We start from the raw sequence: 25,518 nt of genomic DNA on the forward strand, positions 1-25,518 counted from the left end.
CCGGTGCGGGCGTGCCGCCGGGACTCGGCGTACTCCCCACGGCCTGCGTGCCCGCCGCATGTCCCGCGGGAGGGGTACCCCCACTGGCGGGAGCCGGCTGCGCTCCGTGCGAGCCCCCCGGTCCCGTGCCGCCGCCCGTCCCGCCCTGCGCCGCTGTGCTCATGTCTTCCGCCCCTCGCCCATGCCTTCGTCTTCCCGTCCCCGTCGTACGGGCCGGTGCCCGGTCGCGGCCGGCGGCCCGTCGCTCCCCCTGACGGTGCCTAGTCGCTTCCCCCGCCCTGGTATCCGCGTTTGGCGATCACCGGACAGATGGGCCGGTACGGCACGGCAGGACCGGCCCAGCGGGCCCATTCGTCCTTCGCCGGCAGGAGCGCCGCCGTCTCGCACAGGCGGCGCAGCTCTTCGTCCAGCGAGCCGCGATCCGGGGACTGCCCCCACACGGTCCAGCCGAAGTTCCACACCGCGACGCGTCCGTCGTCGAGGGCCAGGGCCGCCTGCGGCCCCGGGTAGGCGGACCAGGCCGCGACCGCCGTGATCGTGCGTCCGGCCGGCGCCACGAGGTAGGGGTCCTGCCGCCGTTCCGGTCCGGGATAGAGGTCCGTATTGGGGTAGTTGAACTGGACGAACACCCGCCGGCGGTCGTCGAACGGCACGGCGACCACGTCGAAGTCGGCCGAGATGGCGGCCATGAGGATGCCGCCGTGCGGGCTGCCGTTCCCGGTGGCCCCCGTGCTCTCGTCGTCGCCCGCTCCGTCGCCGGCCATGGGGTCGGCCCGGGAGGACAAGGTCCAGGCCAGTGGGCTGAGGACCTCCTCCTTCGCGAAGACATCGCGGAAGTTGCGGGCGTCGAGCCGCAGGACCCGTGAGTAACCGCCCCCGGAGAGCACGGTCCGGTCACTCATCGACTGGGGCCCGAAGACGTGCGGCTTGCTCCGGGCGCCCCCGCCCGGATCCGACAGCGCGACGGACGGCAGCTCCGTGCGGGACGCCAGGTCCCACAGCCGCAGCCGGACGCCGTCCCGCACCCCGGCCAGTACCGCGTCCAGGCGGGTGGGGTGGATGATCGGGGTCAGGTCGCCCACACTGCCCGCGGGCCCGGCCGGCAGCGTGGCGGTGGTGTTCCAGGACCGGGTGTCCTTCACGACGACTCCGGCGTCCTTGCCGTACGCGAACAGCCTGTGGTTGCGCGAGAAGAGGAAGGCGAGTCCGGAGTTGCCCCTGACGGGGACGGTGTCGGTGACCACCCGTCGCCCGCCGGTCAACTCCCAGACGGCGATCTCGCCGGCCGCCGTTCGGGCCGCCACCAGTCCCCCGTCCGCGACCACCCGCTGCACGGGCGCCCCCAGGCGCTGGTGCAGCCGGCGGCGGCCCGTGTACGTGTCCCATGCGGTGACGGTGCCGGTCGTGGAGCCGCCGACGACGATCCGCCCGACGGCGGTGTTGGTGAGGACCGTGTACGTCCCGTCCCCCGGCTCCCCCGCGAGGTACTGGACGAGGTACGGCGAGGCCAGCCGCTTGAGTGCCTTGACCACCGTCGGGCTGTGACCCAGCCCTGCCGCCTCCATGGCCAGCGCGGTGGCCCCCCGGGCGTCGGTCGCGGCCAGCCGCAGTGACCTGCGGGCCATCTCGTCGGCGGCCGCGGGGCGTTCGGGCAGGGGCGTGCGCGTGAAGTCGGGGACCGGGAAGGTGGGCCGGGTCTTTACGGTGTCGGGCGGCCCGTCCGACCGGGCGGCGCCGGGCGAGCCGGACGGCTCGGCCCCCGCCTCCGCACGCTCCCCGGAACACCCGGACACGGCGGCGGCCAGCACACCCGCCATCAGGACCGCGAGGCCCGCACGTCGGACGGCCCCGCCTGATCGATCGAACTTCCCGCCCATCGAACCCCCCAGCTCGCTGCCATCATGGCGGACCGGCGGCGGCCGCGTACCCGGATCCGGGCAGCGCGGGCGAACCGCCCTCCACCGGGCCGGTCGCGACCCGCACCGACCACCGCCCCGGACGGTCCGCTCACCCGCATCCCGCCAGGACAGAGGCAGTCGTGGCCAGACGGTCCGCGAGTCGTTCCGGACCGGGGACGAGTCGTTCCGAAGTGATCGTGATCGGCTCGCCGAAAGGCCACTGCGCACCACGCCCGGAGCCTCGCAGAGACCGGAAGAAGGCCGCGCCGGTGCCGGTAGGGGTACCTGCGGCCCGCGGGGCTCCGGGCGCCACGGGCCGCCCCATGCCCAAGCCGGTCGGCCAGCACGTCCAAGGCGCACACCGCCCGGACCGCGGCGACCGGGGACGACGCCGTGAGCTCGTCGGCCTCCGCCTCCAGCCGCTCACGCAGCGCGGTCACCGGCTCGGGCACCGGGCCGGCCTTGGCGACGACCAGGGCTGTCGACGCTGGTGATCAACCCACCTGGCAGCCGCCTCGGAGAGCACCGAGGACCGCGGTGGGCGCCGGTGCGCTGTCCCGGGGCAGCCGTGCCGGCCGGAGAGAGACCGGTCCACCAGACGTAGGTGACGGTGCGCAAGAAGTCCAGGGCGTCGCCGTGGGCGTGCATGATCTGAAGCGGGAACTCCAGCAGACTGCAGGCGCACTCCGGCCCGAGTCGCCGCAGGCGACGCCGTGACGCACCACACCGCCGGCCGAACCAACTGCAGTGCCGGGTGGGCCGGCCGATCACGCCAGGGCCAGGTACTGACAGCCGCAGGCGGTGGTGAGGCTGCCTCGGGCTTCGCCCGGTCGGCGGGGCTTCGACCTCGTACTCGACGGTGCCGAGCCCCCGGTGGCAGTGCGGGATTCGTGGCAAGAAGTCCAGCATGGCGAGAGTGCCCTGTCCGCAAGCGTCGGTTCCGCGAAGGGATTGTCAAGGGGGCGCGTAGCCCGCGTCGTGGTGTGCTTGCGAAACCTGCGCCGCGTCGCCGAGGCGGTCCAGGCCCTTCACCGCCCGGGCCATGCGGGGGTTCGCCTCCAGCCGTGCGCGATGCCGGCTCAAAAAGGACCAGTACCCGACGGTGTAGGGGCAGGCCCGTTCACCGCTGCGGTCGGAGGGCCGGTACTGGCATCCCTTGCACAGGTCACTCATCCGATGGATGTAGGCACCACCCGAGGTGTAGGGCTTGGTGGTCATCTGGCCGCCGTCCGCGTACTGGGACATGCCCACCACGTTGGGGAGCATGACCCAGTCGTAGCCGTCGACGAAGCACCGGTGGAACCAGTCCGTCACCTGTGCCGGGTCCCAGCCCTGCTGCAGGGCGTAGCTGCCGAGGACCATCAGGCGGGGGATGTGGTGCGTCCACCCCGTGTCCCGAACCTGCCTGAGGACGGTGGACAGGCAGCGGGCTCTCACGGCCTCCGCGTCCAGCTCGGCGAACCATGCGGGGATCGGTTCGGTGTGACGCAGTGCGTTGCGCTGTCGGTAGTCCTCGCCGAGATACCAGTAGAGGTTCCACACGTATTCGCGCCACCCGCATACCTGCCGGATGAAGCCCTCGGCACTGTTGAGCGGGACCAGCCCGGCTCTGAACGCTTCCTCGGCGCGGCTCACGCACTCCCACGGATCGAGCAGGCCGAGGTTGAGGGAAGAGGACAGCAGGCTGTGGCTCATCACGGGATCTGCGGCCAGCATCGCGTCCTCGTGTGCGCCGAAGCCGGCGAGCCGGTGCGTGACGAAGTGATCGAGGGCTGCCAGCGCCTCTCGGCGGCTCGCGGGGAAGAGGCGGGGTCCGTCCCGTCCCACGAAGGTGATGCCCTCCTCGCGCTCCCAGCGGTCCAGATCCCGCCGGACCTCTTCGTCGATCTCGTCCTCCCGGGGCCGGTACGGCGGCGGAGCGCCCAAGGTGGCGCGGCCGGGGGGTGGTGGCTCGCGGTTGTCGTGGTCCAAGTTCCATCGGCCTCCCGCCGGCCGGTCACCGTCCATCAGGATGTCGTGCGTGCGACGGGTGTGCTGATAGAGGCTTTCCTGCAGGAGCCGACGGCCCTTGTGCCGCGCGGCCCATTCGGCGAATTCCTTGTGTCCGACAAGGAATCCGCGCGGCGGATGGACCGTCACCTGCGGCATGGACGTCACGAGCCGGAGGGCCGAGCGGGAGGTGGGGTGGTGGACGGAGACGGGCGCGTCGCCCACGGCCCGTGCAAGTCCTTGCCGGTAGGTCTCGGCCTTGACGTACTGGGCTCGCTCCCCCAGCTCCGCCGCCCGGTGGCGCATGGCGCTGAGCACCAGGTGCGCCTTGGCCCGGTGGAAACGGCGCCGCCGCAGAACAGCAAGGGACTCGATCAACAACCACCGCACATTCCTCGGTGTCCCGCCGGCTGCGGTGGCGGTGAAGTGAGGGCCGAGCTGGTCGCCGAACAGCCAGTGCACTGAGCTCATTCCCGCATCCAACCAATGCCGACCGGCCCGAGAGCGAAGGACGCGGCCGTCGTGCAGGAAACGTGGCACCACGGTTTCCCGTTCCTCCCCGGTCTGCTCCGGAACCCGGGGAGCTCGGAGCCCTCCACGATCCGGTTGGGGGCCTGGACCACAGCAGAGGTTGAACTCCTGATGCCGCCGCTGATTACCTGGTGCGCTCAGTGCGGTCGTCGTACTCTGCGCGGGCGGCGATGACTTCTTCGATGTGCAGCACGGACCATTCCGTGAGCGCCTTCAACGGTTCCCGTAGCGTCTGGCCAAGCGCGGTCAGCTCGTATTCCACGTGCGGCGGTACCTCTGGGTAGACGGTCCGGCTGACCAGCCCGTCGCGTTCGAGGGTGCGCAGCGTCTGGGTGAGCATCTTCTCGCTCACGCCCGCCAGCGCCTGCCGGAGATGGCCGAACCGGGAGGTCCCGTTCCGGCCGAGTTCGCCGAGCACGAGGACCGCCCACTTGCTGCCGATCTGGTCGAGCAGGTCCCGGGACGGGCAGCCGCGCTCGTACGGATCGAATGACGGCGTGGGCCCGGTCACATTCACGACGGCTGACATCCGGCTCACCTCGATGCTTTCACTGCGGTGAGTACCCTACCAAGAAGTGGCTACTCCCCAACAGAGAGTGTGCAGGTCATGGTGTCTTCCGACCCGCGGCGGACGGACCGCGGCAGGCGTGCGAGGCACGCCCGCAAGGAAGGAAGACCATCATGTCGATCGTCGTCACCGGAGCCACCGGCCGGTTGGGCAGGCTCACCGTCGAGGCACTGCTGCGGCGCGGGATCCCGGCCGCGGACATCATCGCGACCGGCCGGGACATCGCCGGGATCAAGGATTTGGCCGACCGGGGCATCACGGTGCGCCGCGCCGACTTCGCGGACGCCGAAGGCTTGGCCGAGGCGTTCGCGGGGGCGGAAAGGCTGCTCCTGATCTCGGCTTCGGTCCCCGTCGGCGAGCGGGTCGCCAACCACCGCCGCGTGATCGACGCCGCGGCATCCGCAGGCGTGTCGTTGGTGGCGTACACGAGCACGACGCACGCGGACACGGCCACCACCGTCATCGGTGCCACGCACGGCGAGACCGAGGCCTACCTACGGGACCGCGGGATCCCCAGCGTGCTGCTGCGCAACGGCTGGTACCTGGAGAACTACACCAGCCAACTGCCGCAGATACTGCAGAACGGCGCGGTCGTCGGCGCCGTGGGCGAGGGGCGGATCAGCGCCGCGTCCCGCGCCGACTACGCCGAGGCCGCAGCCGTCGTGCTCACCGCTGAAGGCCACACCGGCGCCGTGTACGAGCTCGGCGGTGACGAATCCTTCACGATGACAGAGCTCGCCGCCGCGATCTCCGCCGCGACCGGAAAGCAGGTTACCTACGCCGACCTCCCGGTGGCCGACTTCGCCCAGGTGCTGGTTTCCGCGGGCCTGCCCGGCGAGCTGGCAGAGGTCCTCGCTGACGCCGACCGCGGTATGAGCCGCGGCGAGATGTCCACCGACTCCGGCGACTTGCACCGCCTGATCGGCCGCCCGCCCGTGACTTTGACCGAGGCACTCTCAGCCGCCGTGCATCGCTGAGGTGGGACGCGTGAGGGGCCGGTTGGCACAGGTGGGCTTGATTGCCAGGCCGGTCTCGGCGGGGCAGCCGTGCATGAGTTCGCCGCGGTACGGGATGTGCCGTAGGCCGCGCCGCACCGGCGAACCGATGCGGCACGCCCTGGATGACACCGTTCGCCCCGGCCGGGTCGTCGACCGTACGGTGGCCCTCGAGGCCGTCGCCGAGGGCTGCCGGCTGATGAACGACCGCGAGGCCTCAAGGTCGTCGTCCACCCCTGGCCCCGGGGGCGTCCCTCATCCACCTCCACCGCCTGCCTGATCGAAGGACGGGAATCCTCGTGAAGCACATCCGCCTGCGTGACCTGGACGTTGCCCGCATCGGCCTGGGAGCGATGGGCATGTCCCACGGCTACACCGGTGCCGGCACCGACGACGACCAGTCGATCCGTACCATCCACCGCGCCCTGGAGCTGGGCGTCACCCTCATCGACACGGCCGAGGTCTACGGCCCCTACACCAACGAGGAGTTGGTCGGCCGTGCGCTCAAGGGGCGCCGGGAGCAGGTGGTACTGGCCACCAAGTTCGGCCTGATCTCCCACACCGGCCGCACCGGCGGCACCGACAGCAGCCCCGCCAGTATCCGCACCGCCGTCGAGGGCTCGCTGGCCCGCCTGGGCACGGACTACATCGACCTGTACTACCAGCACCGGGTGGACCCCGGCACACCGATCGAGGACACCGTCGCCGTCCTGGCGGCCCTGGTCGAGGAGGGCAAGATCCGGCACATCGGCCTGTCCGAGGCCGGGCCCGAGACCATTCGCCGCGCCCATGCCGTCCACCCGGTCACCGCCGTGCAGTCCGAGTACAGCCTGTTCACCCGCGACCCCGAAGCCCGCGTCCTGCCGGTCCTGCGCGAACTGGGCATCGGCTTCGTGCCGTTCTCCCCGCTCGGGCGCGGCTTCCTGACCGGCGCCATCCGCTCGCGCGCGGACTTCGACGCCACCGACTTCCGCGCCGACAACCCCCGCTTCACCGAGGCCAACTTCCAGCACAACCTGGACCTGGCCGACCAGGTCGCCGCCATCGCCGCCGAGGTCGACGCCACACCCGGACAGGTCGCCCTCGCGTGGCTGCTGGCCCAGGGCGAGGACATCGCGCCGATCCCCGGCACCCGCCGCGTCGAACGCGTTCAGGAGAACAGCGCCGCCGATGCCCTGCACCTGACCGCGGACCAGCTCGCCCGTCTCAGCGCCCTGCCCCCGGCCGCGGGAGACACCCACACCCCGGCGCAGATGGAGTTGCTGGAGCGCTGATGCCGGCACCGGCCTCCGCATCGCGCCACGTCTCGTCGGCCGGTCGCGGAGTCCGCCCTGCGCCCGGCCAGCATCCTCAACCCGGGGGCCTGGTGGACCGGCCGGCCGCTCGGGGAGGGCGGCCGGCCCTGCGGTCAGGGACCGTGCTGGTCCCTGACCGGGCCGGGAGGTCAGGCGGGGAGGCTCACCCTGGCGTTGGTCCGGGGGTTGATGAACCACCAGTCGGAGCCGGAACCGTTGACCTCGCCCCACTTGAACGAGTGCGCGGTGCCGTAGAACGTGCAGAGCCTGTTGCCCGCGCTGTCCCACGTGCAGACGTTCTTGTTGTAGGTGGTCTCGGCCGACCACCACGTCCTGGGGCCGGCGCGGCCGTCCTTGGCGAGGGGCTTGCCGTCCCAGTCGAGGTGGATGCCCTGCCAGGCCTGAGTCCGGGCCTCGGTGTTCGGGCCGAACTGGCCGTCGATGAAGGTGAGGGAGATGCTCCCGCCGACGTTGTCGGCCCAGAGGACCGACTGCCAGAAGCTGATGTACGCGGCGCTCGTGCTGCACCCGGACCGGCACAGCTCCGGGTTGGTCCGCCAGTTGTCCGCACCGGCCTGAGCCGTCCCGGTCGAGACCGTGAACACGGCGATCACGGCCATGGAACCGACCAGGGCTCTTCGCAACGTCCGCATTGCCCACCTCGTCATCCGTGGAATCCAGCAGGTCAGGAGCTGCGCACATGCTCCAGGCCGCTGTCCATGACTGTCAACGCCACACCGGGGGCAAGGTCAGGCCATTCTTCCGGGGCGTGGCCGTAACCGTGCGGGGGTGTGCTCCTCCTGGGCGTCGGACGGCCGCCCGACCCGGCGGGCACGGTGTCCCCCCGCGCCGGCCTTCGCGGCTTGACGGCGGCGCCGGCGCGAGGGCTCGGTGCCGGCTGACGCCGGCCTCGTGGTGGCGTGTATCGAGCGCGGATCCTGGCCGGTTGCCTCCTTCACCCTCCCCCGTGCGGCTCGCGATGCTGGGTGCCGCGAATCGGCAATGCACATGCCAATCTGGGGAGTGGTCTCGATCATGGTCCAGCTACGTGGATATGCCGCAGTCGCGGTCGCGTGCGCCGCCCTGGCACTCGGCACGGTGGGCATCGCGAACGCGGCCGGTACGGCCACCAGCGCACCTGCCGCCAACGCATCGACCGGCCGCCACGCCGTCACCCGTACCGCGCCCTCCGCACCCGCGGGCGTCCGGAGCTTCGGTCCCACGGCGACGTCGCCCTACACCTCGCCGGCGTCCACCGCAGGTCACGTCGCCCCCGGCCAGACCTATACGTGCGAGTACCTGAGCCTGTGCGAGCTGGTCTGGGACCCGACCACCGGGAACTGGGAGCTGTTCAAGCAGGACCCCTGCAACCGCTACTCCGTGTCCTACTGGAACGACGGCGGGTACTTCGTCAACAACCAGTCCTCCGGCACGGTCTCCCGCTTCTACGGCAGCAGCGGCAACACGCTCTGGACGGACACCTCGCCGACCGAACAGACGTATGCCGACTGGACCCCGGTGCACTCGCTCCGCAACTGCTGAACCCCCTCGCCGGTGACCCGGCTCCGGCCCGACGCGACCGGACAGCCCCCCAGGGCGATTCCTCGTCGTGGACGATGGCCGGACCGGGGCAGGAGCCGGGCATGGCCTGCGCGCCGGGGTGACTCTCGCGGCCGGGTCAGGGTTGGCGCAGGCAGAGGGTGCCCCAGTGCCAGCCCGCCCCGATGCCGCACAGGACGTACGTGTCCCCGGGGCGCAGTCCGCCGCTCGAGGCGGTCGCGTGGAGGGCGGTGAACAGGCCCGCCGCACCGGTGTTGCCGAGTCGGTCGAGGGTGACGGGCGCGCGCTCGGCCGGGACGTCCAGGCGGCGGAGCGCCTCGGCCAGGATGTTGGCGTTGGCCTGGTGGAAGAAGTAGTGGTCGATGTCCGTGGGCAGCAGGCCGGCCCGGCGGGTGGCGCCGGTGATGCTCTGCGGGAGCCGCGTGGTCGCCGTCTCCCACACGGCGGGTCCGTCCATGGACACGTACTGCTTCCCGGAGGCCAGGGTCTCGGGGGTGGTGGGCAGGCGCGAGCCGCCCCCGGGGATCTGGACGGCGTAGGACAGCTGCGAGCCGATGTCGTACGAGAGCAGTCCGGCACCCAGCGTCCGGGAGCTCGTGAGGACGGCTGCTGCGGCGGCGTCCCCGAAGAAGACGCCTCCGGTCCGGTCGGTGGGGCGGACGACACGGGAGGCGCAGTCCGCTCCGATGACGAGCACGGTGGTGATCGAAGGATTCTGCAGGAGGTGGGCGGCCTGGAGCACCGCGTGCACGCCGGAGGCACAGGCGGCCTGGGCGACGTCCATCGCCAGTGCCCGGGTGGCGCCGAGCGCGTGTTTCACGATCACCGAGGTGGACGGGAGCGGCTGGTCGGCGGTGTAGCTGGCCACGATGATCGCGTCGAGGTCCGAGGGTTCCAGTCGGGCGGCTTCCAGCGCGGGGCGGGCAGCTGCCACGCACATGTCGGAGGTGGCCAGTTCGGGTGCCAGACGGCGGCGTTCGCGGATCCCGGTGCGGGTCGTGATCCACTCCTCGCTGGTGCGCAGGTTCCGGGTGAGCTCCTTGTTGGTGACGATCGTCGGGGGCAGGTGCTGCCCGGTTCCCGCGACGCCGAACGGGACCGGCAGGCCGGCGCCGGTGTGCGTGTCGGCGGTCTGCTCGTGCGTCATGGTCATGGGAGGGTGCTCCGGTCGGCCGAGGTGAGGGTTTCGAGGTCGGCGTAGAAGCGGCCCGAGGGCCGGGGCAGGCCGAGCAGGATGCGTCGGGCCGCTTCTGCCGTCAGGGCTCCGCCGAGGGCGACTCCCGAGGCGAGCTGCGGCCAGCTGCTGAGCGTGGTGCCGATCCGGGGAATGGCGGCGGCGAGTTCCGGGCTGATGCGGTCGCGGTCGACCATGGCGAGGATGACGTCGACCGACTCCTCGAAGGTGAGGCCGACGAGGTCCTCGCAGGTGGTGTCGCCGAGGAGTCCGTGCAGGAGCGGCCGGTCGGGTTCGAGGTCGAAGCGTTCGACGTCGAGCAGGCCCCTGTCGTTCGCGTCCATCACGACCGGGATGCCCAGCGCGCGGGCGCGTCGGCGGGCGGCGAGCTTCACGTAGGGGGTGTCGCACTCCTCGACGAGGAGGTCGATGGGGCCCGCGCCGCCGGTGAAGAACTCCTCCATCGTCTCGTCGGTGAGGCCCCCGGGGTGGATCTCGATGTCCAGCCAGGGGTCGATCTCCAGCATCTGACGGGCTGCGACCACGCATTTGTTCAGGCCCAGGTGGTGCACTCCCGCGCGCAGCCGGTTCAGGTTGGAGACGCTGAGGGTGTCGAAATCGGCGAGCTTGAACGCACCGCCGATGCCCTCCATCGCGAAGGTCAGGGCGGCGCTGCTGCCGACGGACAGGCCGATGATGCCCACCCTGCGGCCCATCAGGCGGCGCTGCTCGGGCCGTTCGATGCGGCCCCGGTTACGGTCGGTGCGCACCAGGCGGAACTCGTCCCGGGGCAGCAGGTGCACCAACCGTCCGGACCACGGGTACCAGGCCCAGGTCCCGTACGCGTGCGGTTCGGTGCCGCCGAGCTGCTGCGCCACCGCCCGCCGGACTGCCTGCGGTGAGGTGCGCAGCACCGGCTCGCGGCTCGTGACCAGTTCCGCGAGCTGCTCCTCGATGGTGTCCAGGACCTCCCGGACGGCGCCGGAGGCCAGGAGGGCTTCGTGGGCCCGCCGGTCCTCGGCGCGCGTCAGGTCGTAGAGCACCGGCCGCCGGCAGGGCTCGGCATCGGCGGCGGCGACCCGGTGCGGCGCGACGCGCAGCGGTGAGGAGGCGGACGCGTCGGGGCCCAGTACGGCCTCCCGCACCGGGATCGTCGCGGCGGGGAAGACCCCCTCCAACCGCTCGACGAGGCCTTCGTGGTCGCCGGCCGGGGCGGTGGCCCGGTACAGCATGATCAGCACATCCTCGGTGTACCGCTCGACGTACCGGCGGGTGCCCGGGACGGCCCGGAAGCCGAAACGCTCGTGGAAACGATCCTGCCCGTCCGCCGTGCCGGAGGTGCCGATCATCGCCTTGGCCCCCAGGCTGCGAGCCGCGGCCATGGCGAAGGCGTTGAGGTGGATTCCCAGGCCCAGCTTGCGGGCCTGGTGCTCGACGACCAACCGACTGTGCTCGAACGTTTCGCCGGTGCCGAGGCCCTGCGCCCGCAGCACCTCCTCGTAGCGTTCCGCCCCCAGGTACGCCCGGGTCTGGAAGAGCTCGCCCGTCTCGGGGGTCGAGAGCCGTACGTACCCCAGCGGCGGTCCGTGCACCGTGCGGCGGCCGACGAAGTGCCAGGCCCCGAAGTCGAGTTCCTGGTCATCGGCGTATGCGCCGGCGGGCGTCCGGAAGTCCGGGCGACGGCCGTGGTCGAACAAGATCCTCGCCCGGAGTTCCCGGATGCGGCCGACCAGTCCGGCCGCCTCCGGGTCCCCGGGTCCGATGCGGAACGCGGAGACGTGCCATGTCGCCTCCGCGGCCCTGTAAGCCTGCTGCACTGCGAACCGTCCTCTTTCCTCTGCGGCTTCGACTGTGACGGGGGCTCGGGCCCGGCTTCGGCCCGAGGGCTCAGAAAGGGCCGTACAGCCAGTTGCCGGGGGCGGCCGGGTCCTCGCTGGTGAAGAACTCCACGACGGCGGCGTCGATCTCGGCCGGGTCCAGGGTCCCGTCGCCGTCGCGGTCGAGCCTGCGGAACGAGTCCTCCATCTGCTGGGCGGGCAGCCCGCCGATCGCCCGGTTGAGCCGCAGGTACTCCTCGAGGTCGACGAGCCCGTTTCCGTCGGCGTCGCAGAGGGAGATCCAGGCACAGGCACCGGCGTGCAGGGTCTCCAGAAGGGTGACCGGGCTGACGCTCACCGAACGCCGGATGCCGTTCTCGAAGGCCTCGACGTCGATGCGGCCGCTGCCGGGTGCGGCGGGTGCGAGGTGGTCCACCCACAGTTCGTGCAGGGTGCTGCGCAGGGTGCCGATGCGGTCGGGCTGCCCGGGGAAGACTGCGTCCATGCGGTCGGCGACGGCGGTCAGGTCGTCCGCGTCGAGGAAGCCGTCCCGGTCGGCGTCGAGCAGCGTGAACATGAAGCGCATCTTGCGGGTGAGTACGGGGGTGGCGGTGTCGGGCACGGAGTCCTCCTGCTCTGGGCGGCGACCGATGATCACGGTCGGTGCGCCCCATCCTTTGCGCGGATGATCACGAGCAGCGGCGCGCATCACCCGGACGGCCGCAGCGAACAGACATCCAGAAGTCAACGCGTGCGATCGCTTCATCACCTGTGCGTGGGGACTTGCCGGCTGCTCGCACGCCCCCCGGACACCAGCGCGACCTGGTGATACGGGCCTTCGTGGCCTCTCAGACGGTGCTCGGGCACGCGTACCGGCGCGCGGGGTGACGTGTACGCCGGTACGACGGGGCCCCGGGGCGATCCGAGCCGTTCGGTGCTCTGCGGAATCGTCACTGCGTCCGCGCGCCCTCCATCTGCCACCTCCCCGTTCGGGTGATCGCGCGGGGTGCGGGGCGGCCACGGAGCGCAGCGGCGGCCGAGGGCGCACCGCGACGCGCCGAACGGGCGGGGGTGTCCGGGGTATGGCGTCGCGCCGGTGCCGGGAGCACACTGCGCAACACGCGTAGAAGTGACATGCGCGGGACATCTTCCGGTCCCTCGTGTGCCATCCGGCCTGTCTACAACTGCCTTGCCGCCACGGCGTGTTCCCCCACACCAGCCGGTGCGGTGTTCCGCGAACCGTCCGCAACCGCTCGCGAAAGGCACCTCATGTCACCTCGTCGCACAGCTGCCACACGCCTCCGCCGCACCGCCGCGCTCGGCGTCGCCTCCCTGGCCGCCGCCGTGTCGCTGGCCGCCCTCACCACCGCCCCCGCGGCCGGCGCGGCCACCGCGATCCCCTCGCACGGATCGCCCACCCAGCTCGACGTCGGCAACTGGAACGTCGAGTGGTTCGGGTCGCCGGACTTCGGCCCGACCGACGAAGCGCTGCAGCAGCAGAACGTCCGCGAGGTCATGGCGGGCGCCGACATGGACGTCTGGGGCCTCTCCGAGGTCGTCAGCACCTCGGCGTTCAACCAACTCGTGGCCGGTATGCCCGGGTACACCGGGGTCGTGGCCAACGACCCGATCGTGACGAACGGCGCCCAGTACTACTCGGACTTCAACGACACCGAACAGAAGGTCGCCCTCGTCTGGCGCTCCAGCATGGCCACCCTGGTGAGCGCGAAGGTCATCCTGACCGCCCAGAACAGCAACTTCGCCGGCCGCCCGCCGGTGGAGTTCACCTTGCGCGGGACCTTCGACGGCGTCACCCGCGACCTCGTCTTCATCGTCCTGCACGCGAAGTCCGGTGCCACCCAGGACGCGTGGAACCTGCGCAACCCCGCCTCGCAGGCCCTCAAGTCCTACCTCGACACGACCTACCCCACCCAGAACGTCTTCGTCATCGGCGACTGGAACGACGACGTCGACACCTCCATAACGCCGCAGAAGGCGTCGCCCTACGCCAACTTCGTGAGCGACGCGGCACGCTACACCTTCCCGACGAGGGCCTTGTCGCTGGCGGGCGTGCCGTCCACGGCGGACTACCCGGACTTCATCGACCACCAGCTCACCACCGACGAGGTGCAGGCGAAGTACGTCGCCGGCTCGGCGACCGCCTTCCAGCCCCAGGCCTACATCCCGAACTACGCGACGACGACCAGCGACCACTACCCGGTGCTGGCCCGCTACAACTTCCTCCTCGGCGGTGGTGGCGGCAACGGCCCCGCCAACGTCATGATCAACGAGGTGCTGGCCAACGAACCCGGCAGCAACACCGCCGGCGAAGCCGTCGAGCTCGTCAACACCGGCAGCACGGCAGCCGACCTCACCGGCTGGACCCTCTCGGACGGCTCGGCCGTACGGCACACCTTCGCGGCCGGCACGACGCTGCAGCCCGGCAAGGCGATCACCGTCTTCGGCGCGAGCTCCGCGATCCCCGCCGGCATCACGGCCGTGGGAGCGAGCACCGGCGGGCTCAACCTGTCCAACAGCGGCGACACGGTCACCCTCCGGGACTCCACCGGAGCGACGGTCCAGTCGCTGAGCTACACCTCCGGCCAGGCGAACTCCGACGGCGTGTCCATCAACCGGAACCCCGACGGATCGGCGACCGGCAGCTGGGTCAAGCACGACACCATCAGCTCGCTCCCCAGCTCGCCCGGCCGGCGCGCCGACGGCACGGCGTACTGAGCCCCGCACCGGCAGCCGGTCGGCCGTCCGGCCGGCGCCGGTACGACGGCGCCCGCCGGGCACGCTGCCGGGCGCGTATCCACCGCCCGCTGCATCCGCTACGCGAGGTGCGGGGGAAGGAGAGATAAGACGGGAGACGGCGAAGGAGAGATCATGGACGGCACTGCACCGGCCGGTGATCGCCGATGACGAAGTGGGCACCCCGGCACGACGGCGGACAGCCCTCGGGGAGGTCCTGTTCCCACACCTGGACGGCCGAACCGGCTCCGCCGAGTGAGACCTGCACGGCCTGCGTGGTGTCCGGACGCGCGCCGGCCGGCCTGCTGCTCTGCCTGACCTGCGGGCACGTGGGCTGCAGCGACAGCTCCCCCGGCGCCCACGCGGCGGCGCACTTCGACTCCAGCGGCCACCCGGTGGCCCGCGCCCTGGCCCGCGGCCAGGACTGGGCCTGGTGCTACGAGGACGAGGTGTACCTGGACCCGCTGCCGGAACACCCCGCGCAGGCTTCCGCCCCGCGGCCGCCCGAGTCCGTCTGGGACTACCCGCGCCCGCCCGCCGTACGGGAGGACGACCGCCTCGTGCGGGTGGAGTGCGCGGGGCAGGTGGTGGCGGAGACCTGCCGGTCGCTGCGGGTTCTGGAGACCAGCCATCCGCCGGTGTTCTACGTCCCTCCGGCGGACGTCCGTACGGACCTGCTGGTCCCGGCGCTCTCGGGCCGGACCTGGTGCGAGTGGAAGGGCTCGGCCCGGTACTGGGACGTCGTCGTGGGAGACGAGGTGCGCGCCGCCGCGGCCTGGAGCTATCCCCGTCCCGAACCCGGCTTCACGGCCCTGGCGGACCACGTCGCCTTCTACCCGAGCCGGATGGACCGGTGCACGGTCGCCGGAGAGGACGCCACGGCGCAGGAGGGCGACTTCTACGGCGGCTGGATCACCTCGGAGGTACGCGGGCCGTTCAAGGGCGGGCCGGGCACCCTGCTGTGGTGAGTCCGGGCCGCCGCCTCGATGCGGCCCGGTTCGCCGGCGCGTGCCGGTCGTTCAGGTGGCCGGGAGGGCGCGGGCGAGGTGTGTCAGGGCCGCCTTGATGCGGTCCGCGGTGACTCCCCGTGCGCGCTGCTGGAGGAACACCTCGGGTGCCAGGGGGGCGAGGAGCAGGTCCACGAGGGCTTCCGGGTCCGGGGTGCCCGACTCGCGCAGGAGGGCCAGGACGTGGGCGCGCCAGAAGCCGTACGCCCCGACGGTGAAGCGCTTTTCGCCGGTCTCGGCGCCCAGTACCAGGTGGCCGTGCGTGTCGAGCAGGTCGACCAAGGCCGCGTAGAAGGCGGTCAGCCGCTCGGCCGGCGGTGCTCCGGGACCCAGCGGCGGGTCGCCGCGCAGGAGCTGTTCCTGCAGGGTGCGTTCGTGCTCGTCGAGAAGGGCCGCCGCGATGGAGGTGACGTCCGGGTAGCGGCGGTAGAGCGTGCCGCGCCCGATGCCGGCCGCCCGGGCGATGTCCTCCATCGTGACCGCCCTCGGATCACCGGCGGCGAAGAGCTCCGCTGCGGCGGAGAGCACCTTGGCCCGGTTGCGGGCGGCGTCCGCGCGTTCCCTCGTCTCCATGGGTTCCAGCGTATCGGAATAAGTGGACGCCCTGTCCGGTTGTGGGTCTCGTCCGGTATAAGTGGACACCGTGTCCGGTTAATGTTCCGGCCGTTGCCGAGGGGACCCCGCCATGACCACGCTGCTGCACCTCGACGCCAGCGCTCGCCGCCAGTCCTTCAGCCGGGAGGCGGGTGAAGCCGTCGCCGCCGCCTGGCGCGCGGCCCACCCCGACGGCTCGTACCTCCACCGCGACCTGGCCCGGGACCCGGTCCCGCAGATAGGCGAGGCGTGGACCGAGCTCTGCGACCACGTCCTGGCACACGGGATCACCGACCCCGCCCGCTACCACGAGGCCGTGCGGACCCCCGCGCAGGCGGCGGCCTGGGCCGTGGTCGAGCCGCTGCTGTCCGAGCTCGTCGCGGCCGACGTGGTGCTGATCGCCACACCGATGTACAACTTCTCCGTTCCGGCGTCCCTGAAGGCCTGGATCGACCAGGTCACCTTCCCGCGGATGTCCCTGGCCGGCCGGCGGTTCGTCGTGGCGTACGCCCGCGGCGGGGCGTACGGCCCGGGCACCCCGCGCCACCCGTACGACCACCAGGAGCGCTACCTGCGCGATTTCTTCGCCGGTCACTTCGCGGTGCCGGAGGAGGACATGACCTTCCTCGGGACCGAACTGGTCAACTCTCTGACCGATCCGGCGCTCGCGGGCCGGCGCGGGGCGCACGACGCGTCCCGCGCGGCCGCGCTGGAGGCCGCCGCCACGGCAGGAGGGGCACGGTGAGCTGGCTCCTGCTCGTCGCCGCCGGCCTGGTGGAAGTCGCGTGGTCGCAGAGCATCAAACCGACGGCCGGGTTCACCCGCCCGTTGCCCACCCTGCTGTGCTTCGCGCTCGCCGCCGTCGCCGTCTACCTGCTCTCCCTGGCGATGGCGGACCTGCCGGTCGGCACCGCGTACGCCGTCTTCACCGGCATCGGCGCGGCCGGCGCCATCACGCTGGGTGTCGTCGTCCAGAAGGACCCTGTGAGCCTGGGCCGACTCCTCGCCCTGGCCCTGATCATCGGGGGCGTAGCCCTGTCCCGCGCGACCACACCAGCCGGCTGAGACACCGCCCGGCCCACCTCGGCCGGGGGCCGGGCCGGCCGGCGACACCCGGCCGGCGGGCGACCTGTACCGGACCGAGCCCCGCCCACCACTGCCCGCGACGGTATGCGCACAGCGGGGACGGAAAGCGCGCACGGAGGGCGGATCGGTCCCAGACTCGAAGCAGAAGCCGAGGTCGGCGAAAGGGCCGGTGCGTGATGGCGGAGGAGCCGGGGGCGGCGTTGGCCCTGTTCCTGGAGCGGTCGCACACCGCGGCACCTCGCGAGGTGCCGCAGCTGGTCGAAGAGGCGGCCCGCCGGCTGGGGATGCTTTCTGCGACCGTCTACCTGGCGGACGTCCAGGAAGACCAGCTCGTGCCGCTGCCCGGCCCCGGAGCGGTCGAGGGCGGCGGCGAGGCGCTGGCGATCGAGGGAACGGTGGCCGGGTGGGCGTACCGGACGATGTCGCTGCGGCTGTCCCACCGAGCGCCGCTGACCATGTGGCTGCCGCTGATCGACGGGATCGCGCGGATCGGCGTTCTCCAGGTCGTCGCCGACCAGATCACACCCGCGATGCTGGACGGCGCCACGCGGCTGGCGGCGGTGACGGCGTTGACCGTGGTCTCCAAGAGCGGGTTCAGTGACCTGTTCAGCCGAACCATCCGCCGGCGCCCCATGACCACGGCGGCGGAGATGGTGTGGGCGTTCCTGCCGCCGCGCACGCTGGGTACCGACACGGTCACCTCCACGGCCGCGCTGGAGCCCGCGTACGAGATCGGCGGGGATGCCTTCGACCACGGCCTGGACGACGGCCGGCTGCACCTGACCGTGGTCGACGCCATGGGACACGACCTGGCCGCCGGGCTGGCGTCCGCCGTCGCGCTGGCCGGCTGCCGCTCCACCCGTCGGGCGGGCGGGTCCCTGACCGACATCACGGAACGGATCGACGAGGAGCTGCACCGCTGGCAGCCCGGCGGGCTGCTCACCGGGATCTTCGCCCACCTGGACCTGGTCACCGGGCGGCTCTACTGGGTCAACGCCGGCCACCCGCCCCCGCTCCTGATCCGCGCCCACCACGTCGTACCCGGCGCCCTGGAAGCCCACGGCGAGCTGCCCCTGGGCCTCGGCCCGGGCTACACGGTCTCCCGCACCGTGCACGAAGCCCAACTCGAGCCGGGCGACCGCGTGCTGATCCACACCGACGGCGTCACCGAAGCCCGCTCGGCCACCGGCCGGCACTTCGGCGAGGAGCAGCTCGTCGACTTCATCACCCGCGCCCTCGCCGCCGGCGAGCCCGCCCCAGAAACCCTGCGCCGGCTCGTCCACACCATCCTCGACCACCACGACGGCCGGCTCCAGGACGACGCCACCATCGTCCTGGCCGAATGGCACCCCCGGACGGCAACGCAGCGCGGCGACGGCTGACGTCCCCTCTACACCGCACGATGCAACGTCCCCGACGCCGACCGGAGCCCCGTCGCAGAAGACGACACCTCCGCCGTCCGCCGCCGGTGCAGCGCCGCGACGCTCCCGCCCGCCTCGGTCAGGACCGCCCGCTGCTCGTCATCCAGCCTGAACCCGTCCTGCCCCACCCTGCCACCACCGGAAGCCCGCATGACCAAGGTCCGACGCGCTAGCGTGGCCATGACCGAGGGGTGGGGCACATGGGCGGAACGGGCCGGATGCGGTGCGGCCGGGTACGGGTCGGCGCGCGGCCGGGCCGGGCCCGGGCGGCTTGGGGCGTGGCCGTACGAGGGCTCCTGACCTCGGTGCTGGTCCTCGCCGGCGGAAGTGGGGTGCACGCCGGTGCAGGCGTACCGCTCCGGGCATCTGCGGCCGCGGGCGCCGGCCACCAGACCGCGTACGACTCCTACGGGAGCTACCCGCACCACGACGCCCTGCCCAAAGGAGACCCCGCCCGGGGCGACTTCGAGAAGAACGGCAGCGTCAACAGCCCCGCCGGGTACGGCTACCGCAACTGCACCGACTACGCCTGGTGGCGGGCCCTCGAGGAGTTCGGCACGGACATCCGGGGCTGGGGCGACGCCGGGCAGTGGGACACCGGCGCACTCGCCGCCGGATACCGGGTGGACCGTACCCCCGAGGTGGGCGACCTCGCGCAGTGGGAGCCCACGAGTCCCACCGGACCGGGCCGCTTCGGGCACGTGGCCTTCGTGGAGGAGGTCCGGCCCGACGGCGGCGTGGAAGTCGCCGAGTACAACAAGGAGTCGGACGGTGAGTTCCAACGTCGCACCGTACTCCCCACGGGCAGCGGCCGGTTCCGCATGCCCGAGCACTTCATCGACCTCAACGGCCCGAACACCAGCGCGTTCCGGCTCAGGCTCTTCGCCGACGGCACCCCCGCGCCCCGCTCCGCGGACGAGCAGGCCGCCTTCGACCGGCACAACGCCGCGGTGGCCACGGCCCGCGCGAACCAGAAGCTGTTCGAGGAGATCCCCGACGGCCGGTCCGTACGCGGGGACAACGGCGCCTGGTACCTGCGCCGGGGCGGCACCCTCCAGTGGGTGGTGACAGGCGATCCCGCCGCCCGCGCCATCGGCCTGGACGCCAGGCGCTTCGGAGCCGGCCGGCACTACACCGAGGCGATGATCCACACCAAGGAGGAGGGCTACACCTACCCGTACACCCAGCGGGACAAGGACCATGACGCCGGCCTCCTGGGCAGCCGGGTCGGCACCCCCGTCGGCGCCGCCGAGATGGACCGGGCTGCCCGGAGCCTCGGCTTCGACCGGGCCGTGCTCCTGCTCGCGCAGGGGGCCAAGGGCTGGCGGTTCGTCAAGAGGGACAAGCAGTACGCGGTGAACATGGACCTGGTCGCCATGGCGGTCGCCCGTCGGACCGACGTGTTCGCGTACCCCACCGACTGGCGGGGCCCCACGAGCTGGCGGGCGTACACCTTCAAGGCTCGTACCCAGCGGTCCGCGTACTTCTCGCTCCCCTTCGGCGACGTCCCCCTCGCCTCCCACCTCCGGGTCGCCGACCTGCCGGCGTACGGCAAGCGTCTGGAGTACCTGTACGCGGCGCCGGCCGGGGCGCCCTGCACCGTCCCGGGCACACTCTGTTCCTGGGGCACCAACTCCCCGCTGCGGCCCGTGGTCGGGGCCCCGTACCGGCCGGGCACCGTCGCGGGCCCCGACCGGGTCGTGGCCGTCAGCGGGAGCTCTCTGACCAACGGATACGCCCTCACCGCCCAAGGCACCCTGTGGGCCTGGGGGCACAGCTTCAACGGGCAGCTGGGCAATGGCACCCACGCGTCAAACACGGTCGTGACGGTGCCGGTGAAGGTCCGGATCGACCGGGTCACGGCGGTGGCCGCCGGCCAGAACGCGACGCTCGCACTGCGCACGGACGGCACCGTCTGGTCCTGGGGATGCAACCACAACGGGGAACTGGGTCTCGGACAGCCGCCTCAAGACCAGGTGGTGGACGTGCCGACCCGCATCCCGGGCCTGAGCAGCATCGTGCAGGTGGCCGTCGGCGGGATGAACGGCTACGCGCTCGACGCGAACGGCCGCGTCTGGGCCTGGGGCGACGCCCTGCGCGGACGGCTCGCCAACGGTAAAGACGGCACGGGCCGCACCGACGACGCCTACGCCCCGGTTCGGGTCGAAGCGCTCACCGGCGTGCGCTCCATCGCTGCGAGTGCCATGAACGGCTTCGCCCTGCGCACGGACGGCACGGTGTGGGCATGGGGCGAGGGCGACAAGTACGGCGGCGCGCTGGGCAGCGGCACCGATCGCGAGGTGGCGCTCTTCCCCGCCAAGGTCAAGGGCCTGACCGGAGTGAAGGCCATCGCCTCCTCCCTCGGGCTGGCCGGCTACGCCCTGCGGGAGGACGGCCGGGTGTGGGCGTGGGGATGGAACCAGGACGGCGAACTGGGGCGCGGTACCAGCGGAGCAGTGGACGGTCCGGAGCATGGCCACAGCAGCACGGCGGCCCCGGTGAAGAACCTGACCGCGGTGACCTCCATCGGCTCCGGTTACGGCAACGGTTACGCCGTACGCGCCGACGGGTCGGTGTGGGCGTGGGGCCACAACGGCGGCGGCGAGCTCGGCCAGCGCTGGCACGACTGGTGGAACCCCGCCCCCCAGCCGGGCGCCCTCGATCTCAGCGCCGTACCCCTGCGTGTCCCCGGGGTGACGAGCACCCGCCCCGTCCTGGGCGGCGGTGGTGCGGGCTATGCGGTGACCGGCTGACCGGTCGGCCCGGGCGACATCCGCCGGTCCCCGCCGCGGCTCCACGCCCTGCGCCCTCAGACCGGCGACCGGGCTCTCGTGTTCACCGAAGGAGTGACCGGAGCCCGCTCCGACCGGCCCACTCCCGGTGGTGGCGCGCGGGATACGGCCATAGCGTCGCAGCGTCGGACGACCGGATCGACAAGGGCGCGGACAGGCGCGCCCCGGCCGGGGTCCGGGTACGGAGCGCGGGATGGCGAAGCGAGCGGGAGCGGTCACCCTCATGGCCGGGATCGCCCTGGTGGCGGCGGCAGGGCCGGCCGGGGCGAACGACGGCCGCGACATCACGTCCTTCGGGTTCTCGGTCTCGCCCTCGGCGGTGGAACCCGGCGGGCACGTGACGCTGAACGCGAACGGCTGCGAGGAGCCGTCGGTGCGGGTCAGCTCGGCGGTCTTCGACGACACCGTCCTGAACGAGGGCCACGCCAGGACGGTCCGGGTGTTCGAGGACGCCCGGCCGGGCGCCGAGTACACGGTGACGTTCCGCTGCAAGGGCGAGCGTGGCACCACCACCCTGACGATCCGGGGCCACGGCGGCGTCCACGCGGGCGAGGGCGGCACGGCCGCCGGGGTGGCGGGCTGGACCGGCACCGGCTCCGTGCTGCTGGCGGTCGGGGTCCTCGGTGGCGCGTACGTGGTCCGCCGCCGGAAAGCCGGCGCGTCCTGACGCCGGGGCCCGTGGCCGTACCCGGCCCCACCGGCACGGTCGCTGGCGGGGTGCGGTGACCGTGCGGGCGGCCTCGCCGGAGTCGCGTCGTCTGGGGTGGCTGGCGATGTGCGCCTTGGCCGGCGCGTGGATGCTCACCCACCCGGCCCCGCCGAACGTGCCGCCCGCGGTGCGGGCGGCCACCAGTCCCGGCGCCGAGGGCCTGCCGCAGCCGGCCGCGGCGATGGCCCGGTCCCGCCCCGTCCGGCTGTCGGTGGCCGCCCTGCGCATCGACGCCCCGATCACGACGGTCGGCATGGACGAGGACGGCTGGTTGCGCGCCCCCGACCCGTCCACCCCGGCGGTGGCGGGCTGGTACACCGGCTCGGCCACCCCAGGGGAGAACGGCACCGCCGTCATCGACGGGCACGTCGACACCGCCGCCGGGCCCGCGGTCTTCTACCCCTTGAGCACGATCACGCCCGGCACCCGCGTCACCGTCTCCCGGGCGGACGGCAGCACCGCCGTCTTCACCGTCTACGAGGTGAACAGCGTCCCGCGGCACGACTTCCCCACCGACCGCGTCTACGGCGGGCGGGGGCGGCCGGAGCTGCGGCTGATCACCTGCGGCGGCACGTACAGCAAGTCCGGCGGCTACAGCGACAACGTCGTCGTGTACGCCTACCTCAGCACCTGATCCGCCCTCGCGTGAGCGGCCGGCCGGCGCCGCTCTGGCGGTCTCCGGGGGCCATGGCCCCGCCGGCGGCACCGGCAAGCGCGCCCGGCCCTCGGGCACTGCTCCCGGCCGTCCCGCCGCGGACTTCCGGCCGGGCCGAAGGGCCGTTCTCCGGCGCGGCTGGACCGCCGTGTCGTGGCTGTTACCTTCCCTCAACATCGTCTACGGGCACGGGGCCTTGAATCGGTCCTGCACTGATCGATGTTCCGCCTGGAAGGCCGTCCCCACATGTCGAACGCCCGCCGTGTACGCCGCTCGCTCGCTTCCGCCGTCCTGGGCCTGGGTGCCGTCGCGGCCCTGGCCTCCACGGCGGGGGCGGCCACCCCGGCCGACGCGCCCCGGCCCGCAACCGCCGTCTCGACCCCCGCGCAGACGCAGGACCTGCCGCTCAGCGACGGCAGCATCGCGCACGTCAGCACCCTGGGCGACGGGCGGTACCAGGCCTGGGTGACCTTCAAGGGCACCCGGATCGCCGCCCTCGACGCCGCCCACGCCACCGCCCGGGTCCACGGCAAGACGTACGTGCTCAACCAGGCGAACGGGTTCGTCGGGGTCGTCGAGGCCTCGGGCTGGCACAGCGAGTCGGACGTCGCACGCCCCGACCGGGGCCGGGCCCCCAAGGGTCAGAGCGTCGGGACCACCCGCGACCGCGCCCACGACGGCACCGTCACCAGCCACCGCTGACCGGCACGGGACGTGCGAGGAAGCCTGCCACCGTCGCCGTGAACGCCTGCGGGTCGTCCAGCCACGGGTAGTGGCCGGCGCCCGGCTGGATGGCGAGCGTCGCGTTGGAGAAGAGCGGCGCGGCGTCGGAGGCGGACTTGGCGGTGGGCCACAGGTCCACCTCGCCCGCGAGGAGCAGCACCGGGCAGCGCAAGGCCTGCAGGCGGCGCCGGAGTCCCTGACTGTCGGGCGTGTAGTCCCTGTAGTAGTGCTCGCTGACGGGGAGCGAACGCTGGGTGGGGTCGGCTGCCGCGTGGGCGCGGGCCGCGTCGTCCCAGCGGCCGTACATCAACGGCTCGAAGGCGAACCGGTACGACGCGGCCTCGGCGAAGGTGTTCGCGGCCATCATGTGCCCGTGCGCCGTCACCGCCTCGGTGTGCCAGGGCTCGGCCGCACGGGCGGCGATCACCTCCTCCGCACCGTTGCCGGAGGGCAGCCCGACGGCGGCGAAGGAGGGCGTGACCAAGGTCAGGCTGTCCAGCCGGTCGGGGTGGGCGGCTGCGTAGAGCATGGCCAGGCTGCCGCCGGCGGAGTGGCCGAGCAGGTCGACGCGGTCCAGACCGAGGTGGCACCGCAGTGCCTCGACGTCGGCCACCAGGAGGTCGACTCGGCAGCTCGCCAGGTCGGGGGGCATCGCGGAGGCCCCGGTGCCGCGCGTGTCGGGCAGGATCAGTGTGCGGTGTGCGGACAGGCCGCCCAGGTCGCCGAGGTACTCGGCAGCGCGCCCGGGGCCACCGGGAAGGCAGAGCAGCGGCGGTCCGTCGCCGAGGGTGCGGAAGGCGAGCGCGAGGCCGTCGTACGAGGTGAAGAACTCCATGGCGGACAGCCTGTGGGCCGGTGGGCGGCTCCGGCTATCGTTCAGCCACAGCTAAACGATCAGAGAGTGGGGCGGACATGCCGGTGGAGATCCGGCTCTCGGCGGCCGAGGTGGCACGGGTGCGGCTCGCGGTGTCGCCGCTGGCCGAGACGGTGCTCGGGGTCCGGGCGGCGCTCGGTGTCGGAGGTCACGAGGTCCATCGGCCCTGGGTGCACGAGGCGCAGCCGGTGCTGGCAGAGGAGCCGGAGTTGCCGTTGCTGCGGGCGCTCCTCGAAGGCTGCCTGCCGTCCTTCCTGTTTCCGGTGCCGAAGGAGCGCCTGCCGGCGTTCGACACCGAGCTGGCGGACCTGCGGGCGACGGACCCGGTGTTCGTCACGGCGGAGTGCGCCGCCGCACTGGGCGCTCCGAGCGGGCAACTTCCGCGGCCGGCGGCGCTGTTGGACAGGGTTGCCGATGCGCTGACGCGTTGCCACGCCCGGCTGGTGGCCCCGCACTGGGGGCGTATGCGGGGGGTGCTGGAGGCGGACTTGGGCCGGCGCGCTGTGGCGCTGGTGGACGGCGGAGTGCAGGAGCTCTTCGCACAGCTGCACGCCGATGTGGTGTGGCGCGAGGGCGAACTGGTGGTGCACGGGCGCCGCCGCTCGGGCGCGGTGTGGACGGTCGAAGCGGGCGGGCACGGTCTGGTGCTGATGCCGTCCGTCTTCGGCTGGCCCGACGTGATCGTCGACTACTCCCCGCGCACCGCCGCCTCCATCCGCTACCCGGCGTCGGGCGTCGGACTTCTCTGGGAGCAGCCCCGCCCGACGTCCGCCGGCCTCACCGCCGTCCTCGGCCGGACCCGCGCCTCACTCCTCGCCGAGCTCGGCGAACCGCTGAGCACCCCCGACCTGGCCGCCCGCCTGGGCGTCAGCCCCAGCGCCGTCTCCCAGCACCTCAGCGCCCTGCGCGGTGCGGGGCTGGTGACGACCCGCCGCACGGGCCGCAGCGCCGTGCACCTGCGCACCCGGACGGGCACGGCGCTCATGGCCGGGCCGGCGCGCTGACCCGGGTCAGGCCGCGCTCCGCCCCTCGCCGCCCACCACGTCGTGCTCACGGGCCTCGCGAGGCTCTGGCCG

At 72.6% G+C, this 25,518-nt stretch carries 22 protein-coding genes and 2 pseudogenes; 14 read left to right on the forward strand and 10 right to left on the reverse strand.

Going from position 1 to position 25,518, the window contains the following annotated elements; all coding sequences use genetic code 11:
* Window positions 1-260: 260 nt before the first annotated feature.
* From AB0O40_RS10170 to AB0O40_RS10185, 4 genes and pseudogenes are all read right to left on the reverse strand, one after another.
* Window positions 261-1,817 carry a hypothetical protein gene (locus AB0O40_RS10170; RefSeq protein WP_365037746.1) on the reverse strand — a complete coding sequence of 519 codons (1,557 nt, stop codon included), beginning with the start codon at window positions 1,815-1,817 and terminating at the stop codon, window positions 261-263.
* A gap of 615 nt (window positions 1,818-2,432) precedes the next feature.
* Window positions 2,433-2,570: pseudogene (locus AB0O40_RS10175) on the reverse strand (NAD(P)-dependent oxidoreductase); the annotation flags it as partial.
* 282 nt (window positions 2,571-2,852) lie between these two features.
* The gene (locus AB0O40_RS10180; RefSeq protein WP_365037747.1) at window positions 2,853-4,358 is read right to left on the reverse strand and encodes a cryptochrome/photolyase family protein; all 1,506 of its coding nucleotides are present in this window, start codon (window positions 4,356-4,358) and stop codon (window positions 2,853-2,855) included.
* A gap of 184 nt (window positions 4,359-4,542) precedes the next feature.
* Entirely contained in the window at window positions 4,543-4,947 is a 405-nt protein-coding gene (locus tag AB0O40_RS10185; RefSeq protein ID WP_365037750.1) for a helix-turn-helix domain-containing protein, read from the reverse strand.
* 152 nt (window positions 4,948-5,099) lie between these two features.
* Between AB0O40_RS10185 and AB0O40_RS10190 the strand changes: the two genes are divergently transcribed.
* Together AB0O40_RS10190 and AB0O40_RS10195 are read left to right on the forward strand one after the other, a co-directional pair.
* Window positions 5,100-5,963, forward strand: coding sequence for an SDR family oxidoreductase (locus AB0O40_RS10190; protein WP_365037753.1), 864 nt, complete (start codon window positions 5,100-5,102; stop codon window positions 5,961-5,963).
* A 317-nt stretch (window positions 5,964-6,280) separates the two neighbouring features.
* Window positions 6,281-7,255: an aldo/keto reductase gene (locus tag AB0O40_RS10195; RefSeq protein WP_365037756.1), complete on the forward strand. Its 975-nt coding sequence runs from the start codon at window positions 6,281-6,283 to the stop codon at window positions 7,253-7,255.
* A gap of 170 nt (window positions 7,256-7,425) precedes the next feature.
* Here the strand turns inward: AB0O40_RS10195 and AB0O40_RS10200 are convergent, their stop codons facing one another.
* Window positions 7,426-7,944, reverse strand: a complete 519-nt coding sequence (locus AB0O40_RS10200; protein WP_365037759.1) for a hypothetical protein — start codon at window positions 7,942-7,944, stop codon at window positions 7,426-7,428.
* A 340-nt stretch (window positions 7,945-8,284) separates the two neighbouring features.
* On the opposite strand from AB0O40_RS10200, the gene AB0O40_RS10205 reads away from it, so the two are divergent.
* Window positions 8,285-8,818, forward strand: a complete 534-nt coding sequence (locus AB0O40_RS10205; protein WP_365037762.1) for a hypothetical protein — start codon at window positions 8,285-8,287, stop codon at window positions 8,816-8,818.
* Between the two features lie 136 nt (window positions 8,819-8,954).
* Here AB0O40_RS10205 and AB0O40_RS10210 read toward each other — a convergent pair whose 3' ends face one another.
* The 3 genes from AB0O40_RS10210 to AB0O40_RS10220 form a co-directional block, all read right to left on the reverse strand.
* Complete coding sequence (locus AB0O40_RS10210; RefSeq protein WP_365037765.1) at window positions 8,955-9,989, reverse strand: ketoacyl-ACP synthase III; 1,035 nt, start codon at window positions 9,987-9,989, stop codon at window positions 8,955-8,957.
* Window positions 9,986-11,827 (reverse strand): ThiF family adenylyltransferase, encoded by a 1,842-nt coding sequence (locus AB0O40_RS10215; RefSeq protein ID WP_365037768.1) that lies wholly within the window; start codon window positions 11,825-11,827, stop codon window positions 9,986-9,988. Before AB0O40_RS10215 ends, AB0O40_RS10210 begins: the two co-directional genes overlap by 4 nt.
* A 70-nt stretch (window positions 11,828-11,897) precedes the next feature.
* Entirely contained in the window at window positions 11,898-12,449 is a 552-nt protein-coding gene (locus tag AB0O40_RS10220; RefSeq protein ID WP_365037771.1) for a hypothetical protein, read from the reverse strand.
* Between the two features lie 647 nt (window positions 12,450-13,096).
* Here AB0O40_RS10220 and AB0O40_RS10225 point away from each other — a divergent pair.
* The 3 genes and pseudogenes from AB0O40_RS10225 to AB0O40_RS10235 all read left to right on the forward strand — a co-directional run bounded on the left by AB0O40_RS10225 (window position 13,097) and on the right by AB0O40_RS10235 (window position 15,549).
* On the forward strand, window positions 13,097-14,563 hold the full coding sequence (locus AB0O40_RS10225) for a lamin tail domain-containing protein (RefSeq protein WP_365037774.1): 1,467 nt from the start codon (window positions 13,097-13,099) through the stop codon (window positions 14,561-14,563).
* A gap of 257 nt (window positions 14,564-14,820) precedes the next feature.
* Window positions 14,821-15,039 (forward strand): annotated as a pseudogene (locus tag AB0O40_RS10230) (UBP-type zinc finger domain-containing protein); the annotation flags it as partial.
* Window positions 15,031-15,549, forward strand: coding sequence for a DUF427 domain-containing protein (locus AB0O40_RS10235; protein ID WP_365037938.1), 519 nt, complete (start codon window positions 15,031-15,033; stop codon window positions 15,547-15,549). The pseudogene AB0O40_RS10230 and the gene AB0O40_RS10235, both read left to right, overlap by 9 nt.
* A 51-nt stretch (window positions 15,550-15,600) precedes the next feature.
* Here the strand turns inward: AB0O40_RS10235 and AB0O40_RS10240 are convergent, their stop codons facing one another.
* Window positions 15,601-16,161, reverse strand: coding sequence for a helix-turn-helix domain-containing protein (locus tag AB0O40_RS10240; RefSeq protein WP_365037777.1), 561 nt, complete (start codon window positions 16,159-16,161; stop codon window positions 15,601-15,603).
* 112 nt (window positions 16,162-16,273) lie between these two features.
* Between AB0O40_RS10240 and AB0O40_RS10245 the strand changes: the two genes are divergently transcribed.
* The 7 genes from AB0O40_RS10245 to AB0O40_RS10275 all read left to right on the forward strand — a co-directional run bounded on the left by AB0O40_RS10245 (window position 16,274) and on the right by AB0O40_RS10275 (window position 23,547).
* Window positions 16,274-16,927 (forward strand): NAD(P)H-dependent oxidoreductase, encoded by a 654-nt coding sequence (locus AB0O40_RS10245; RefSeq protein ID WP_365037780.1) that lies wholly within the window; start codon window positions 16,274-16,276, stop codon window positions 16,925-16,927.
* A complete protein-coding gene (locus AB0O40_RS10250; RefSeq protein WP_365037783.1) occupies window positions 16,924-17,247 on the forward strand; it encodes a multidrug efflux SMR transporter in 324 nt (107 codons plus the stop codon). Before AB0O40_RS10245 ends, AB0O40_RS10250 begins: the two co-directional genes overlap by 4 nt.
* A gap of 197 nt (window positions 17,248-17,444) precedes the next feature.
* A complete protein-coding gene (locus AB0O40_RS10255; protein ID WP_365037786.1) occupies window positions 17,445-18,650 on the forward strand; it encodes a PP2C family protein-serine/threonine phosphatase in 1,206 nt (401 codons plus the stop codon).
* 317 nt (window positions 18,651-18,967) lie between these two features.
* Window positions 18,968-21,442, forward strand: coding sequence for a CHAP domain-containing protein (locus AB0O40_RS10260; protein WP_365037789.1), 2,475 nt, complete (start codon window positions 18,968-18,970; stop codon window positions 21,440-21,442).
* A 232-nt stretch (window positions 21,443-21,674) separates the two neighbouring features.
* The gene (locus tag AB0O40_RS10265; RefSeq protein WP_365037792.1) at window positions 21,675-22,148 is read left to right on the forward strand and encodes a hypothetical protein; all 474 of its coding nucleotides are present in this window, start codon (window positions 21,675-21,677) and stop codon (window positions 22,146-22,148) included.
* A gap of 106 nt (window positions 22,149-22,254) precedes the next feature.
* Entirely contained in the window at window positions 22,255-22,824 is a 570-nt protein-coding gene (locus AB0O40_RS10270; RefSeq protein WP_365037795.1) for a class F sortase, read from the forward strand.
* 267 nt (window positions 22,825-23,091) lie between these two features.
* Entirely contained in the window at window positions 23,092-23,547 is a 456-nt protein-coding gene (locus tag AB0O40_RS10275) for a hypothetical protein (protein ID WP_365037798.1), read from the forward strand.
* Here the strand turns inward: AB0O40_RS10275 and AB0O40_RS10280 are convergent.
* Window positions 23,531-24,403, reverse strand: coding sequence for an alpha/beta hydrolase (locus tag AB0O40_RS10280; RefSeq protein ID WP_365037801.1), 873 nt, complete (start codon window positions 24,401-24,403; stop codon window positions 23,531-23,533). The genes AB0O40_RS10275 and AB0O40_RS10280 overlap by 17 nt on opposite strands.
* Window positions 24,404-24,480: 77 nt before the next feature.
* Between AB0O40_RS10280 and AB0O40_RS10285 the strand changes: the two genes are divergently transcribed.
* Entirely contained in the window at window positions 24,481-25,446 is a 966-nt protein-coding gene (locus tag AB0O40_RS10285; RefSeq protein WP_365037804.1) for a DUF5937 family protein, read from the forward strand.
* The last annotated feature ends 72 nt before the right edge of the window (window positions 25,447-25,518 follow it).

The organism is Streptomyces sp. NPDC089919, from assembly GCF_040684615.1.
In the GTDB taxonomy this organism is placed as follows: domain Bacteria; phylum Actinomycetota; class Actinomycetes; order Streptomycetales; family Streptomycetaceae; genus Streptomyces.

Excerpts from the sequence above, each read along its gene's own strand:
- AB0O40_RS10170 (WP_365037746.1), bottom strand. The coding sequence starts at position 1,817 with ATGGCGGGTGTGCTGGCCGCCGCCGTGTCCGGGTGTTCCGGGGAGCGT.
- AB0O40_RS10180 (WP_365037747.1), bottom strand. The coding sequence starts at position 4,358 with ATGAGCTCAGTGCACTGGCTGTTCGGCGACCAGCTCGGCCCTCACTTC.
- AB0O40_RS10185 (WP_365037750.1), bottom strand. The coding sequence starts at position 4,947 with ATGTCAGCCGTCGTGAATGTGACCGGGCCCACGCCGTCATTCGATCCG.
- AB0O40_RS10190 (WP_365037753.1), top strand. The coding sequence starts at position 5,100 with ATGTCGATCGTCGTCACCGGAGCCACCGGCCGGTTGGGCAGGCTCACC.
- AB0O40_RS10200 (WP_365037759.1), bottom strand. The coding sequence starts at position 7,944 with ATGACGAGGTGGGCAATGCGGACGTTGCGAAGAGCCCTGGTCGGTTCC.
- AB0O40_RS10205 (WP_365037762.1), top strand. The coding sequence starts at position 8,285 with ATGCCAATCTGGGGAGTGGTCTCGATCATGGTCCAGCTACGTGGATAT.
- AB0O40_RS10210 (WP_365037765.1), bottom strand. The coding sequence starts at position 9,989 with ATGACCATGACGCACGAGCAGACCGCCGACACGCACACCGGCGCCGGC.
- AB0O40_RS10225 (WP_365037774.1), top strand. The coding sequence starts at position 13,097 with ATGTCACCTCGTCGCACAGCTGCCACACGCCTCCGCCGCACCGCCGCG.
- AB0O40_RS10240 (WP_365037777.1), bottom strand. The coding sequence starts at position 16,161 with ATGGAGACGAGGGAACGCGCGGACGCCGCCCGCAACCGGGCCAAGGTG.
- AB0O40_RS10245 (WP_365037780.1), top strand. The coding sequence starts at position 16,274 with ATGACCACGCTGCTGCACCTCGACGCCAGCGCTCGCCGCCAGTCCTTC.
- AB0O40_RS10255 (WP_365037786.1), top strand. The coding sequence starts at position 17,445 with ATGGCGGAGGAGCCGGGGGCGGCGTTGGCCCTGTTCCTGGAGCGGTCG.
- AB0O40_RS10265 (WP_365037792.1), top strand. The coding sequence starts at position 21,675 with ATGGCGAAGCGAGCGGGAGCGGTCACCCTCATGGCCGGGATCGCCCTG.
- AB0O40_RS10270 (WP_365037795.1), top strand. The coding sequence starts at position 22,255 with ATGTGCGCCTTGGCCGGCGCGTGGATGCTCACCCACCCGGCCCCGCCG.
- AB0O40_RS10275 (WP_365037798.1), top strand. The coding sequence starts at position 23,092 with ATGTCGAACGCCCGCCGTGTACGCCGCTCGCTCGCTTCCGCCGTCCTG.
- AB0O40_RS10280 (WP_365037801.1), bottom strand. The coding sequence starts at position 24,403 with ATGGAGTTCTTCACCTCGTACGACGGCCTCGCGCTCGCCTTCCGCACC.
- AB0O40_RS10285 (WP_365037804.1), top strand. The coding sequence starts at position 24,481 with ATGCCGGTGGAGATCCGGCTCTCGGCGGCCGAGGTGGCACGGGTGCGG.